Here is a 12,777-nt window from a genome sequence, read left to right as displayed (position 1 = left end):
CCACCCCCGCGCCCCGGAACGGCCACGGACGCGCGGATGGCATAGCGTGATGAACGATGATCGACGACGCCGATGCGGGGCGCGGGGGTGGGGGTCGGCTCCCCACATTCACCTCGTGGCTGCGGAACCTGTCCGACACCGAGCTGGCCGCGCTGTTCGAGGCGCGCCCGGATCTCATCACCCCCGTCCCCGCCGACATCGCCGCGCTGGCCGCCCGTGCCGTCTCCCGGCCGGCCGTGCTGCGCGTTCTGGACCGGTTGGACCGCTTCACGCTGTGTGTCCTGGAGGGGCTGGTCGCGCTCGGCGACGACCGGGCGAGCGCGACGCCGGGGGTCGGCCGCGACCGGCTCGCCGCCGCCCTCGACGTCCCGGACAAGCGTCTGGACGAGGCCCTGTCCCGGCTCCACGGCGCCGCGTTGGTCTGGGTGGACGGCGACGGGCTCCGCCCGGTCTCGGTCCTGCGCGACGTCCTCACCCGACCGGCCGGGCTCGGGCCGCCGCTGCGCGTCCTGCTCGGCGGCCTCCCGACCGAGCGGCTCAACCGGATCGCCGCCGACCTCGGCCTGCCCACCGGCTACACCGCCGGCACCGACGCTCCCGACGGCGCGGGCGACCCGGCCTCCCGGATCGCCGCGGCCGCCACCCCCGAACTGCTCACCGCTCGGATCGCCGAGGCGGGTCCGCAGGCCCGCGAGGTGCTGGACCGGCTGACGTGGGGGCCGCCCGACGGCACCGTGTCGGGCGCGGCGGCCCGCGACGTCGACGCGGCCACGGCCACCTCCCCCGTCGACCGCCTGCTCGCCCGCGGCCTGCTGGTCGCCACCGCCGCCGACACCGTCACCCTTCCCTTGGAGGTCGGGCTGGTCCTGCGGGAGGGGCGGCTGTTCCAGCGCGTCGCGACCGACCCGCCACCGCTCACCGGCGCGCGGGTCGACCCCGACCGCGCCACGCGGGCCGCCGCCGGGCAGGCGTTCACCGTCATCCGCTCGATCGAGGAACTCCTCGAGCGCTGGGCCGAGGATCCCCCCGGCGTGCTGCGCAGCGGCGGCCTGGGCGTGCGCGACCTGCGCCGGGCCGCGCAGAGCCTGGACACCGACGAACCGACCGCCGCGCTGCTCATCGAGACGGCACACGCCGCCGGGCTGCTGGCCGCCGACGCCGAGGTGGGCGGCGAGTGGCTGCCCACCCCCGGCTACGACCTGTGGCGGCGATCGGCCCCCGAACGGCGCTGGCTCCGGCTGGCCGAGGCGTGGCTGCGCACGACCCGGGTGGCGGCCCTCAGCGCATCGGCCGACACGCGCGGCCGGTCACGCAGCGTCCTCGGCGAAGGCCTGGACCGGCGCTCGGCCCCGGAGATCCGTCGCGAGGTACTGCACGCGCTCGCCGCGGCCCCCGCGGGCACGGCGCCGACCCCCGAGGCCGTCGTCGACGTCCTGGCCTGGCTGCGCCCGCGCCGCCAAGGGCAGAGCACGACCGAGCTCATCGACGTCGCGCTGCGGGAGGCCGCCCTGCTCGGCCTTACGGGGCGCGGCGCCATCGCTCCCCACACCCAGGCGCTGCTGGCGGAGTCGGCCGACGACGACACCCCCGTCGCCGAGCGCGACCACTCCCGCGCCGCCGAGCTGCTGGCCACGGAGCTGCCCACGCCGCTGACGCACATCCTGGTGCAGGGAGACCTCACCGCCGTCGCGCCGGGTCCGCTCGTGCCGGATCTGGCGCGGGAGCTGGCGCTGGCCGCCGACGTGGAGTCCACCGGGGGCGCCACCGTCTACCGCTTCACCGACGCCTCCCTCCGCCGCGCCCTGGACGCGGGGCGCGGCGCCGCCGACATCACCGCCCTCCTCGAACGCCACTCCCAGACCCCGCTGCCGCAGGCGCTGCGCTACCTCATCGACGACGTGGCGCGCAGGCACGGCCGGCTGCGCGTCGGCACGGCGTCGAGCTACCTGCGCTGCGACGAGCCCTCGGTGCTGGACGAACTGCTCGGCGACCGCCGCACCGGCGACCTGATGCTCGTGCGGCTCGCGCCCACGGTCATCGCCAGCCGGGCGGCCCGCGCCACGCTGCTGGAGCGGCTGAACGAGCTCGGCTACCACCCGGTGCCCGAGGACGGCTCGGGCGCGGTGCGGCTGTCCGGGCCGGAGGCGCGCCGGGCCGAGGAGCGTTCGCTCGCCCGGGAGCTCGACGAGCCCGCGCCCGTGGGGCCGACACTGCGCATGGCGGCCGTGCGGGCGGTCCGGGCCGGGGACGAGGCCGCGACGGCGGTACGGCACCCCATCCCGGCGCCGGACGCCGCACCGCCGCGGTCCGCGACCGCCGCGACGCTCGCGGCACTCACGGCGGCCACGGAGAAGGGGCGCCGGGTGTGGATCGGCTACCTGGACACCGACGGCCGCGCGAGCAGCCGCATCGTGGAACCCGCCCGGGTCGACGGCGGCTACATGACCGGCTACGACGCCACGCGCGCCGCGGTCCACCGCTTCGCCGTCCACCGGATCACCGGGGTGGCCGACCTCGACGCGGCGCGGCAGACCGCACCACTCGACGCGTCCGAAACACCGGGAGACGGACAACCGGTGACCGATTCGGCCGGAGATGCCGAATAGGGGCGGTGTATCCGCTCCCCCGCGGCGGTACACATGAGGGGACGGCGCCCCGGGCGTCGGCCCCCAGCAACGGACGCGCGACCGGTCTCCCGGTGGTCCGATCGTGCGAGGCGGCGCCACGGCCAACGGATTCGCGGAGAGGGACGGCACAACGCCATGAGCAACCAGTCGCTGCCACCCGGGGCGTCCTCCCCCCGGGACGACGACCGGATGAACCGTGAGCAGACCCGGGAACAGGGAGGGGACGCCACCGTTCGGGACGGCGCCCGGGATCACGCGGCGGGGGCGCCCACGGGGTCGAGCAGCTCCACCATGGCGCTGATCCTGCACGCGATGACGTTCCTGTGCTGCGCCAACTGGATCTTCGGAGTGATCGGAATCGTGTTCGCGGTGCGCGCCGCGCACAAGCGCGACCAGGGGCGCTTCCTGGAGGCCGAGACGCTCACCCGCTACTCCTGGTACTCCCTGGGTGCCGCCGCCGTCATGTTCGTCGTGATGTTCGTCCTCTCCCTGTGGATCTTCACCCAGGCCGGATCCTGGGTGGAGGGGATCGCCCCGGTGCGGAACTGGTGAGCGCCGAGGCCCGCGGGCGGGTCGACAGAGCGGGAATAGTAGAGGGAGCGGGTGTGAGCGGGAGGGAGACGATGGACGAGCAGTGGTCGCGGGCGCCGCGGTACTGGGACGCCCGCCCGGCGATGGAGCCGCAGGAGCAGGCCGACGGGAACGGCAGCGGTGCCGGGCCGGGCTCCCGGCCCGACACCGGGCCCACGGCCTGGACACCGGCGCCCCCGCCGTCGTCGGCGCGCCCCTATCCCCGGTTCGAACCCCCGCTCGCCCCCGGATCGCAGCGGTTCCCCGGCCCGCCCCCGTGCGGCCCTCCGGCACGGGTGGGCAGCGCCGTGGCCGCTCTCGTCGGCGCGATCCTCACCCTCGCGTTCCCGATAGTCTTCCTCGTGATCGGTGAGCCCCTGCTCTTCCTCCTGATGAACATCCCCGGCATCGCCTTCGGGGTCATGGGGCTGACCAAGATCGCTGATCCGGCTGAGGTCGAACGCCACATCGGCTACACCTGGGCGTGCACCCTCACCTACGTCGCCCTGGTCGTCATCATCGTCTCCCTGATGTTCGCCCCGGCCGGAACGGCGTGACCCGGCTGGCCGGATACGGCCGCAACCGGTCGACTCCCCTCGGCCGTCCAAGAGGGACCGGACCGGAGCGCAAGCATGGACCACGCCTGACGATTCGACGGAGGCCCTAGAAGATGAGCGCACAGTGGCCCGACCCACAGCAGGGGTACTGGAACGACCCCGCGGGCGGCTACGAGCCGACGCCGGGCGGCCAGCCCGACGCGGCGTGGGGGCAGGGCTACCCGCAGGCCGCCTACGGGGCGCCTCCGTACCCGCCGGGATACCCGCAGCCGTACCCGGGCGCGGGTACGGTCGAGGAGCCGCCGAGCACCGGCGGCCTGATCGGCGCCATGGTCGTCGCGGTCATCACCATGCTGATCTGCCAGGGCACCAACATCATCGGCGTCATCCTGGTGGCGCTCGCGCTGGGCAAGCGCACCACCAACCCCTACGAGGCCCGGAAGTTCGGCAAGTACGCGTGGATCAGCAACTGGATCCACCTGGGCCTGATCCTGCTCGGCGTCGCTTTGTTCGCCGCCGCGATCGCCACGGACGCCTGACCGGCCGGACCCCCTGTCCTGCGGTGGCAGCCCGCGGAACCGCGCCCTACAGCGGGGCGGCATCCCGCGCGCTGCCGGGGCCGCCGCACAGCCGGTCAGAGCGCGTCGACCGCGTCGCGCAGCAGGGCGTGCGCCTCGTCCGTGGTCATCACCCCGGCCAACCAGCGGGAGCTGACCCCTTCGATCATCGTGGTGAGCCGCGCCGCCGCCCGCGCCGGGTCCACGCCGGACGGGACGCTGCCGTCGCTCTGGCCGTCCCGGATGATCGCGGCCAGGGCGGCGTTCCACCGCCCGGTCGCCTCCGCCACCAGGGGGCGCAGCGACGCGTCGAAGACGGCCGCCGCGCGCATCTCCCCCCAGACGGCGGAGTTGCCGCGCACCTCCGGGGTGTCCTGGACCTCGCGCAGGACGATCTCGCGCAGGAGGTCGGCCGCGGACCCGTCCCGCCCGGACCCACTCTCGTCGCCGGTCCCCTCTGCCGATGGCGTGGTGTAGCGGGTAGCGCGCTCGTCCACGTAGGCCATGGCCCCGGCCAGGAGCCCGCGGCGGTTCTTGAAGTGATATTGACATCCTCTCCCGCCGACAGGCAGGAGAATCCAGCTAACGGAAAGCGCACCCGTCGCTGGTGGTTGACGCTTCATCGCCCGGGCAGCCCCGAAGGCTCCACGTCCTGGCACCCACAAGATCGATACCGATGCCCGGGCCGACGTGCGGCGCGGGCTCCTTGACCCGGGTGCGGACACGGAACGCTACGTGCCAGCCGTTCGCCTCCTTGACCAGGCGGGCGCCGGTGATGCGACTGTGCGCATCGGCATGCTTGCCCACCGGAAAGTTCTTGGTCCACCGGAAGCGGATCACCCCGATCTTGGGCACCTTGACCACGCCCCAACGGCGCGTGATCCGGCGCACCCCGAGATTGCCGCCTTGCGGTATGTCAATGGCCATGCGCGAGCGGAATCGGGCCTTGAAGGTCGGCTCGCCGGCGTGCCCCGCCCAGCAGTTCTGCCATGCCCGGTAGTACGTCTTGAGAACTGCTTGGGAGGCCTGAGCAGGCAGCGCAGCGAGCCAGGAAATGTCCTTGCGGGCCTGGCGGATCGCTTCGTCGGCGGCGGCCATAGACACCCGCCGGTTCTCGGAGACCATGACCCACCAGTCGTGCAGGAGGTTCCACAGTGCGCGAGCCGCGTGTGCCTGTTCTTCCAGCGCAGCCGCCTGATCGGGGTCGACGTAGAGGCGCGCCTTGTGGCCGCGTTCCCGCTTCACGTGTCACCTCCCTCTGACTACAGGAACCCTAGTGTGGTGGTGCGACATTGCCTGGTGGGGCGATTCACCTACCAGCTGAAGCCGGTAACCCTTCCACCAAGAGGCGGTAGATGAGCGGTGTCAGGGGCCCGCCTCATCGACAGCCCCTCCACGCACAGCCGACAGACCGAGGGCCGCCCGCATACCCTGGTTGACGGGTCCGGCCCACGAGGACGCACACCCGTGGTCGGCCCGCCTTCTCGATCCCTGCTGCGAGGTACGCGTGTCCTGCCTGATCGTCCAGTCCGACAAGACCCTGCTGCTGGAAGTCGACCACGACCTGGCCGACGAGTGCCGCCGCGCCATCGCTCCCTTCGCCGAGCTGGAACGCGCGCCGGAGCACATGCACACCTACCGGATCACCCCGCTGGCGCTGTGGAACGCGCGCGCCGCCGGGCACGACGCCGAACAGGTCGTCGACGCGCTGATCGAGTACTCCCGCTACCCCGTCCCGCACTCACTGCTGGTCGACATCGCCGAGACGATGGACCGCTACGGGCGGCTGCGGCTGCTCTCCCACCCCGCCCACGGGCTGGTGCTGCACGCCCTCGACTGGGCGGTGCTGGAGGAGGTCGTCCGGGCCAAGAAGATCAAGGGCATGCTCGGCGAGCGGATCGAGTCCGACACCGTGGCCGTGCACCCGAGCGAGCGCGGCAACCTCAAGCAGGCGCTGCTCAAGCTCGGCTGGCCAGCCGAGGACAGCGCGGGGTACGTCGACGGCGAGGCGCACCAGATCGACCTCGCCGAGGACGGCTGGCAGCTGCGCGGCTACCAGCGGGAGGCCGCCGAGGGCTTCTACGCCGGAGGATCGGGTGTCGTCGTGCTGCCCTGTGGCGCCGGGAAGACGCTCGTCGGTGCGGCGGCGATGTCGCTGGCCAAGGCCACCACGCTGATCCTGGTCACCAACACCGTCTCGGTGCACCAGTGGCGCAGTGAGCTGCTGCGCCGCACCAGCCTCACCGAGGACGAGATCGGCGAGTACTCCGGCACCCGCAAGGAGATCCGTCCCGTCACGATCGCGACCTACCAGGTGATGGCCGCGCGCCGCAAGGGCGCCTACACCCACCTGGAGCTGTTCGACGCACGCGACTGGGGCCTGATCATCTACGACGAGGTGCACCTGCTCCCTGCCCCGATCTTCCGGATGACCGCCGACCTCCAGGCGCGCCGCCGCCTGGGCCTGACCGCGACGCTGGTGCGCGAGGACGGCCGCGAGGGCGACGTGTTCTCGCTGATCGGGCCCAAGCGCTACGACGCTCCGTGGAAGCAGATGGAGAACCAGGGGTGGATCGCCCCGGCCGACTGCGTGGAGATCCGGGTGGACCTGTCGGATTCCGAGCGGCTGGCGTATGCCACCGCCGAGCCCGAGGACAAGTACCGGTTCGGCTCCTCCACCTCCGCCAAGACCGCCGTGGTCCGCGAGCTGACGCGGCGCCACAAGGGCGAGCAGACGCTGGTCATCGGCTCATACATCGACCAGCTCGACGAGCTGGGCGCGGAGCTCGACGCCCCGGTCATCAAGGGCGAGACGAGGGTCAAGGAGCGCGAGCGGCTGTTCGACGCGTTCCGCTCCGGTGAGCTGCACACCCTGGTCGTGTCCAAGGTCGCCAACTTCTCCATCGACCTGCCCGAGGCGGGGGTGGCCATTCAGGTGTCGGGGTCGTTCGGCTCCCGGCAGGAGGAGGCGCAGCGGCTCGGCCGTCTGCTCCGTCCCAAGTCCGACTCGCGCACCGCCCGCTTCTACGCGGTCATCGCCCGCGACACCCTCGACCAGGAGTACGCGGCGCACCGGCAGCGCTTCCTCGCCGAGCAGGGCTACGCCTACCGCATCATCGACGCCGGGGACGTCCTGGCGGGCGAGGAGATCTGACCCTCCCCTCCGGCGGGTCCGCCCGCGGTTGCCCGGCCCGAGCGTCGTCGGTCGGGATCACACCGAGGGGAGCCCGCCCAGGATGTAGGTGAACCCGGCGAGTCCCCACGCGATGAGCGAGTAGAGGAGCGTGCGCGCGCGCAGCTCGGGCCGCTGGCGCATCGCGGGGGTGACGAAGGCGGCGACCATCAGGATCATCGCGAGCATCGCGGGGATCAATGAGGCCACGGCGAAGAGCTGCATCTGCGCGACGCACTCTGTGTAGTTGTCGCCGCTCAGATCGCCACAGAACAACGTTTCTCCCGGTTCGAGAGTCGAACAGCACCAGCCTGTGCGCCCGGAGGGGGCACACCACGACGGTACCGTTTCCCGGCGGGGTGAGCGGCGCCGATACAGCGGGGTCGGGCGCGCCCTTTACAGTGCGACGGTCGGGGCCGCATGTTGGAGGGTCCGGACCCCACACGGAGGTACCCCCATGGCCGATCGCCCCGCCCGCGTGTCCGACAGCCCCGCCATCGCCGCCGACTCCGGGGGTTCCCTCGATCCCGCCGCCTCCGCCGAGCCGTACCGCGACGGTTTCCGGTCCGTGCGTTCGGGCGGGCTGAACTGGGACTCCTTTCCGCTTCGGCTGTTCACCAAGGGCAACGCGAAGTTCTGGAACCCCGCCGACATCGACCTGAGCCAGGACGCCGAGGACTGGAAGGGGCTCGGCGAGCAGGCGCGGAGGCGCGTTCTGCGGCTGTGCGCGGGGTTCGTCGCGGGCGAGGAGGCCGTCACCGAGGACATCCGGCCCTTCATCCAGGCGATGGCCGCGGAGGGCCGCATCGGCGATGAGATGTACCTGACCCAGTTCGCGTTCGAGGAGGCCAAGCACGTCCAGGCCTTCCGAATCTGGCTGGACGCGCTGGGCGTGACCGAGGACCTGCACGCGTTCGTGGACGCCAACCCCGGCTACTGCGCGCTGTTCTACGAGGAACTGCCGGCGTCGCTGCGGGCCCTGGACCGCGACCCCAGCCCGCGCAACCAGGTCCGGGCGTCGGTCACCTACAACCACGTCATCGAGGGCTCGCTCGCGCTGACCGGCTACCACATCTGGAACCACCTGTGCTCGGCGCGCGGGATCTTCCCGGGCATGCGCAGGATCATCCGGCATATCGGCGACGACGAACGCCGCCACATGGCGTGGGGCACGTTCACGTGTCGGCGGCACGTGGCCGCCGACGACGCCAACTGGCACGTGGTCGAGGACCGGTTGGAGGAGCTGATGCCGCACCTGATGAAGGCGGTCGGGCGCAGCGACGACGAGCTCGGCCCGGAGGAGGCGCAGTACGCACTCTCCAACAGCGAGCTGCGGAGCTACGCCAAAAACCGGGCGAGGCGCCGTCTGGGCGCCATCGAGACGGCCCGGGGAATGCCGGTGTCCCGCATCGACACCGACGCCTCACCAGAGGAACTGGAGGAGCGCTTCGGCGCCGAGGACCGCGCAGCGCAGTGGACCAACCCATCGATCTCCCCGTCGGAGTAAGCCGCGATGACTATCGTCGGAACGCGAGGAGAGGGAGACTGCGATGACGGCGGCACGAGACTACAGAGAACTCCACGAGCTCATCGATCACCTGGAACCTGAGCAGGCTGAAGAGCTGCGGTGCCATGCGCTCCGTCTGGTCAAGAGCCCCCGAAGTCGATTTCGGGTTCTGAGGTCCTTCGATGGCCCCGAGATGGATCTCGCTGCACGCGCCAAGGACATCGTCCGGACGGAGATCGGCGAGGACGATGCTGATAGTTGACACTGGACCTCTTGTCGCCTACCTCCACCGAAAAGACCCTGAGCACGTCCGCCGCGTTGACCTACTCGAATCGCACGAGGGGCAGCTGATGGTCACCCCATACGTGCTAACTGAAGCCTGCTACCTGGTTGCTAAGTACATCGGTGCCCAGGCCGAAATCAATCTTGTCGAAGCCGTTGCAGCCGGTGATCTCACACAAGTCATTCCTGACCAGGATGATCTCGCCAGGATCGCTGAGCTCATGCACTGCTATCAGGGTTTTCCCCTCGGACTCGCAGACGCATCCGTCATCAGTTTGGCCGAGCGCTGCAATGCGGCGGCTGTCGCCACCCTGGATCACCGTCATTTCCACGCCGTCAAGCCACGCCATGTTCCTTCTCTGAAGCTCCTGCCGTAAGCGGCGGTGCCGACGCCACCGGCGCGCGACGTCGGCACCGACCTCTTCCCCTGAGGCTCCGTCCCCCTCAACGATCTAGGGTGTGCGCTATGGGAACCCCAGTGCCATCCGCCTCGTCCGCGCCGGTCATCGATGCCATCGCCTGGGTGCATGTGCGTGACGGCCGCCTGCTGTGTGCCCGCACGCACGGCCGGACGCTCTTCTACCTGCCCGGGGGCAAGCCCGAGCCCGGTGAGAGCCACGAGGCCGCGGTGACGCGTGAGGTCGAAGAGGAGATCGCGGTGGCGCTGCGCCCGGGAACGCTGCGCCCGTTGGTCGTGATCGACGAACTCGCCGACGGCTATCCCGAGGGCACCAGGGTCCGGCTGTCCTGCTACAGCGCCGAGCACGACGGCGAGCCCACCGCGAGCAACGAGATCGCCGAACTCGCCTGGCTGGACCGCTCCGGCCGTCCCCGCTGCGCTCCGGCCGTGCGGCGGGTCATGGACGAACTGGTCGAGCGCGGCCTGATCCGCTGAGGCCGCCGCCCTGCCGCGTGTACCGGGGTCGCCACCACACGCCGTCGTAGTGCGGGTCGGTGCCGACGCCACCGGCGCGCAGCATCGGCACCGACCTCTTCCCCTGAGGCTCCGTCCCCCTCAGGGTTTCCTGTCAGGCTCGGGAATGCGCCAGTTGACCGGCGCGGGGTGGAAGATCTGGTAGAGCAGCACGGCCAGGCCGAACGGGAGGAACCCGAAGGCGACCAGCTGGAGGGGCAGCGGGTCGCTGACGGCGAACTGGCCGTTCGCGGGGGCCAGCAGAAGCTGCGCGGCAACCTGAAAGGCCAGGTGGAAGCCGACGCACGCCCACGTGTTCCGGCTGACGACGCGGATACCGCCCAGGACGATCCCCGCCGCGAGGAGGATCAGGGAGCGCGCGACGTCGATGGTCTGCTCGCCCAGGATCGCCCAGACAGCGCTTCCGAACAGGCAGAACAGCCCTGCCTGCACCAGCACGGCGCCGCCCGGGCTCATCTCTGTCATCAGGTTGCGCTGCAGGTAGCCGCGGAAGGCCAGCTCCTCGGGGATCGCCTCGTAGAAGAGGACGAGGACGACGAGCAGCGCGGTGAAGCCCAGCGCCTCGGGCACCGAGGCGCGCATCGTGATCTCGGTCCAGCCGAACGCCACGCACAGGGCGGTCCCGACCCCGGCGGGCACCAGCCAGACAGCCATACCCAGCAGCAGATGGCGCCAGCCCGCTGACAGGCCGGTGAGGCCGAGCCCGCTCCACGGGCGTTGGTCGAGGTGCCGCCGGGCCAGGGCGATCATCGGGACGACCAGCAGGCTGGTGAGCACCGCCGACATCGCGTGGGACAGGAGGCTGTACTCAGGACCGACCGTCGCGCGGACCACCCACGCGATGGCGGACCACAGCAGGGTGATGGCGACGGATACGACCGTGACCCGCCAGAGGAGGTCGGGGCGTCCGTCGCCGCGATGCCCCGGGGTCCGGCGCCACATGGCGGTCCTGGCGAACGGAGGCAGCCCGGACAGCAGCCAGGGAACGCCGTCGTCGTCCCGCCGGGCCCCGGCCGTGCCCGCGGTCGGGCCGCCTACCTGGGAGCCTGCGCGCCTTTCAGTCATGAAGGGCTCCTGTGATCAGGGGGAAGTGTGCTCCGCCAAGCGGATGTCCGACCGTGAGGCCGAGCGGATCGGTGATCGCGTCGGGTCGGCCGTTGTAGATCGCATCCGCTGCCATGTATCTCGCGAACACCACGATGCGCGGTTCTTCGGTCGTGTTGCCGCCGGCCCAGCGGACCGTGCGGCCGTTGTGGAAGACGCCGTCGCCCGCGGCCAGCGGCAGGGTGACGGAGGGGCCGCGGAGGATGGGGACGAGTCCGCGGTCGCGATGCGATCGGGGGAGGCAGGAGAGGCAGCCCCGTTCCTCGGGGATGTCGGAGAGGGCGATCCATGCGGTGATCGTCTCCGTGGCGTCGTAGGGGTCGTAGGGAGCGTCGCTGTGCCGCACGGTGGGGGTGTCGCGGTGCGGCTCCAGGAAGAGGAATCCACCGGTGAACAGGCGCACCCGCCCGCCCACGAGGGCGGCGGCCGCCTCCCCCAGCGGCCCGAGGACCAGGTCGCGCAGGGTCCGGTCGGAGTGCCAGTCGCCGGCGCCCTGGAGGACGGTCATGCCCCTCTCGTCCCACCAGGGTTCGGCTTCGTACCGGTACGCCTCCCACGCCGCCTCGCGGGCGTGGATCAAGGACTCACCGGAGAGCAGCCGGGGGACGCACACGACCCCTTCCTCGCGGTACTCGGTGATGTCCGATTCGAGCAGAGCGGTTGACGGATGTCGTTCGACTCGCACGACGGTCTCTCCTCTCGGATGGCGTCCGCGGTCGGTCGGATGTGCGGGGAGGGCGCTCCGGTTCGCCGTCACTTTCGTATCGCGAGTTCGAAAAGGGTGATCAGCTCCGCCGTATACGCCTTGAGGTCGAGGTCGGGGTTTCTCGCCCACTGGTCGAGCGCGCCCTCGATCCCCTGCCGGACGGTGACCGCGACGACGCGGGGATCGAAGTCTCGGAACTCCCCGTTCTCCTGCCCCTTGCGCAGGAGATCCTCGACGACCGTGACCGTCTCCTCCCATTTGTCGGCGAACCGCGGTTTCCCGTCGCTCGTGCGGTGGCCGTCGACGATGGACGCCATGGCCAGGAATCGGGTGCGGTTCGATTCCCAGTACTCGAGTTCCACCTCGATGTGGACGCGCAGCCGCTCCGCCTCGGTGCGTGCGGTCGCCAGGCGCGGCTCGATGAGGGCCCAGCCCTCGTCGAAGATCTGCGTCACCACCTGTTCGAGCAGTTCGTCCTTGCCCGCGAAGTGGTAGGAGATGACGCTCTTGCTGATACGCGCGTGCTGCGCGATGCGGGACAGCGACGCCTGCGCGTAGCCGACCTGTGCGACGGTTTCGGTGGCCGCCTGGATGATCTGCGCCCTCCGGGCCGCCTCGATGAACGCGTTGCGCTTTCGGCCGACCGCACTGGTTTTCGGCTGCATGGCCTAAAGGTAGGCCGATCGGCCTAACCCCACAAGGGATTTTGCCGATCCTGGCCACGAGATACGCATCAGTGCAGGTCATAGCGGCCTATAGCG

At 71.2% G+C, this 12,777-nt stretch carries 14 protein-coding genes; 8 read left to right on the top strand and 6 right to left on the bottom strand.

The window, feature by feature from the left end; translation table 11 throughout:
- Nucleotides 1–56 precede the first annotated feature (56 nt).
- The 4 genes from CDO52_RS05140 (at nt 57) to CDO52_RS05125 (ending at nt 4,293) form a co-directional block, all read left to right on the top strand.
- Complete coding sequence (locus CDO52_RS05140; RefSeq protein ID WP_017620278.1) at nt 57–2,606, top strand: helicase-associated domain-containing protein; 2,550 nt, start codon at nt 57–59, stop codon at nt 2,604–2,606.
- Between the two features lie 156 nt (nt 2,607–2,762).
- Nucleotides 2,763–3,179, top strand: a complete 417-nt coding sequence (locus CDO52_RS05135; RefSeq protein WP_017620279.1) for a CD225/dispanin family protein — start codon at nt 2,763–2,765, stop codon at nt 3,177–3,179.
- A gap of 53 nt (nt 3,180–3,232) precedes the next feature.
- Nucleotides 3,233–3,754: a hypothetical protein gene (locus CDO52_RS28555; protein ID WP_232524389.1), complete on the top strand. Its 522-nt coding sequence runs from the start codon at nt 3,233–3,235 to the stop codon at nt 3,752–3,754.
- A gap of 113 nt (nt 3,755–3,867) precedes the next feature.
- Nucleotides 3,868–4,293, top strand: coding sequence for a hypothetical protein (locus CDO52_RS05125; RefSeq protein WP_017620280.1), 426 nt, complete (start codon nt 3,868–3,870; stop codon nt 4,291–4,293).
- A gap of 95 nt (nt 4,294–4,388) precedes the next feature.
- Here the strand turns inward: CDO52_RS05125 and CDO52_RS05120 are convergent, their stop codons facing one another.
- Nucleotides 4,389–4,817, bottom strand: coding sequence for a TetR family transcriptional regulator C-terminal domain-containing protein (locus CDO52_RS05120; RefSeq protein ID WP_017620281.1), 429 nt, complete (start codon nt 4,815–4,817; stop codon nt 4,389–4,391).
- A gap of 76 nt (nt 4,818–4,893) precedes the next feature.
- Nucleotides 4,894–5,556 carry an RNA-guided endonuclease InsQ/TnpB family protein gene (locus CDO52_RS05115; RefSeq protein WP_017620282.1) on the bottom strand — a complete coding sequence of 221 codons (663 nt, stop codon included), beginning with the start codon at nt 5,554–5,556 and terminating at the stop codon, nt 4,894–4,896.
- Nucleotides 5,557–5,818: 262 nt separating this feature from the next.
- On the opposite strand from CDO52_RS05115, the gene CDO52_RS05110 reads away from it, so the two are divergent.
- Nucleotides 5,819–7,465 (top strand): DNA repair helicase XPB, encoded by a 1,647-nt coding sequence (locus CDO52_RS05110; protein WP_017620283.1) that lies wholly within the window; start codon nt 5,819–5,821, stop codon nt 7,463–7,465.
- A 57-nt stretch (nt 7,466–7,522) separates the two neighbouring features.
- Here CDO52_RS05110 and CDO52_RS05105 read toward each other — a convergent pair whose 3' ends face one another.
- On the bottom strand, nt 7,523–7,759 hold the full coding sequence (locus CDO52_RS05105) for a hypothetical protein (protein ID WP_017620284.1): 237 nt from the start codon (nt 7,757–7,759) through the stop codon (nt 7,523–7,525).
- A gap of 181 nt (nt 7,760–7,940) precedes the next feature.
- Between CDO52_RS05105 and CDO52_RS05100 the strand changes: the two genes are divergently transcribed.
- The 3 genes from CDO52_RS05100 to CDO52_RS05085 all read left to right on the top strand — a co-directional run bounded on the left by CDO52_RS05100 (nt 7,941) and on the right by CDO52_RS05085 (nt 10,167).
- Complete coding sequence (locus CDO52_RS05100; RefSeq protein ID WP_017620285.1) at nt 7,941–8,990, top strand: R2-like ligand-binding oxidase; 1,050 nt, start codon at nt 7,941–7,943, stop codon at nt 8,988–8,990.
- 182 nt (nt 8,991–9,172) lie between these two features.
- A complete protein-coding gene (locus tag CDO52_RS29390) occupies nt 9,173–9,649 on the top strand; it encodes a type II toxin-antitoxin system VapC family toxin (RefSeq protein ID WP_083920002.1) in 477 nt (158 codons plus the stop codon).
- An 89-nt stretch (nt 9,650–9,738) separates the two neighbouring features.
- A complete protein-coding gene (locus tag CDO52_RS05085; RefSeq protein ID WP_033301222.1) occupies nt 9,739–10,167 on the top strand; it encodes an NUDIX hydrolase in 429 nt (142 codons plus the stop codon).
- A 120-nt stretch (nt 10,168–10,287) separates the two neighbouring features.
- Here the strand turns inward: CDO52_RS05085 and CDO52_RS05080 are convergent, their stop codons facing one another.
- The 3 genes from CDO52_RS05080 to CDO52_RS05070 form a co-directional block, all read right to left on the bottom strand.
- Nucleotides 10,288–11,271, bottom strand: a complete 984-nt coding sequence (locus CDO52_RS05080; protein WP_017620289.1) for a CPBP family intramembrane glutamic endopeptidase — start codon at nt 11,269–11,271, stop codon at nt 10,288–10,290.
- A complete protein-coding gene (locus tag CDO52_RS05075; RefSeq protein ID WP_017620290.1) occupies nt 11,264–11,995 on the bottom strand; it encodes a phytanoyl-CoA dioxygenase family protein in 732 nt (243 codons plus the stop codon). The genes CDO52_RS05080 and CDO52_RS05075 overlap by 8 nt, the downstream gene beginning before the upstream one ends.
- A gap of 68 nt (nt 11,996–12,063) precedes the next feature.
- Nucleotides 12,064–12,681, bottom strand: a complete 618-nt coding sequence (locus CDO52_RS05070; RefSeq protein ID WP_017620291.1) for a TetR/AcrR family transcriptional regulator — start codon at nt 12,679–12,681, stop codon at nt 12,064–12,066.
- Nucleotides 12,682–12,777: the final 96 nt, after the last annotated feature.

The organism is Nocardiopsis gilva YIM 90087, from assembly GCF_002263495.1.
Taxonomy (GTDB): domain Bacteria; phylum Actinomycetota; class Actinomycetes; order Streptosporangiales; family Streptosporangiaceae; genus Nocardiopsis_C; species Nocardiopsis_C gilva.
The sequence above is the reverse complement of the archived record's forward strand: the minus strand, read 5'-3'. Positions and strand labels throughout refer to the sequence as shown.

What these genes read in the sequence shown, in the direction of transcription:
- CDO52_RS29390 (WP_083920002.1), top strand. Translation starts at nt 9,173, where the DNA reads ATGGCCCCGAGATGGATCTCGCTGCACGCGCCAAGGACATCGTCCGGA.
- CDO52_RS05125 (WP_017620280.1), top strand. Translation starts at nt 3,868, where the DNA reads ATGAGCGCACAGTGGCCCGACCCACAGCAGGGGTACTGGAACGACCCC.
- CDO52_RS05135 (WP_017620279.1), top strand. Translation starts at nt 2,763, where the DNA reads ATGAGCAACCAGTCGCTGCCACCCGGGGCGTCCTCCCCCCGGGACGAC.
- CDO52_RS05080 (WP_017620289.1), bottom strand. Translation starts at nt 11,271, where the DNA reads ATGACTGAAAGGCGCGCAGGCTCCCAGGTAGGCGGCCCGACCGCGGGC.
- CDO52_RS05100 (WP_017620285.1), top strand. Translation starts at nt 7,941, where the DNA reads ATGGCCGATCGCCCCGCCCGCGTGTCCGACAGCCCCGCCATCGCCGCC.
- CDO52_RS05085 (WP_033301222.1), top strand. Translation starts at nt 9,739, where the DNA reads ATGGGAACCCCAGTGCCATCCGCCTCGTCCGCGCCGGTCATCGATGCC.
- CDO52_RS05070 (WP_017620291.1), bottom strand. Translation starts at nt 12,681, where the DNA reads ATGCAGCCGAAAACCAGTGCGGTCGGCCGAAAGCGCAACGCGTTCATC.
- CDO52_RS05140 (WP_017620278.1), top strand. Translation starts at nt 57, where the DNA reads ATGATCGACGACGCCGATGCGGGGCGCGGGGGTGGGGGTCGGCTCCCC.
- CDO52_RS05120 (WP_017620281.1), bottom strand. Translation starts at nt 4,817, where the DNA reads ATGGCCTACGTGGACGAGCGCGCTACCCGCTACACCACGCCATCGGCA.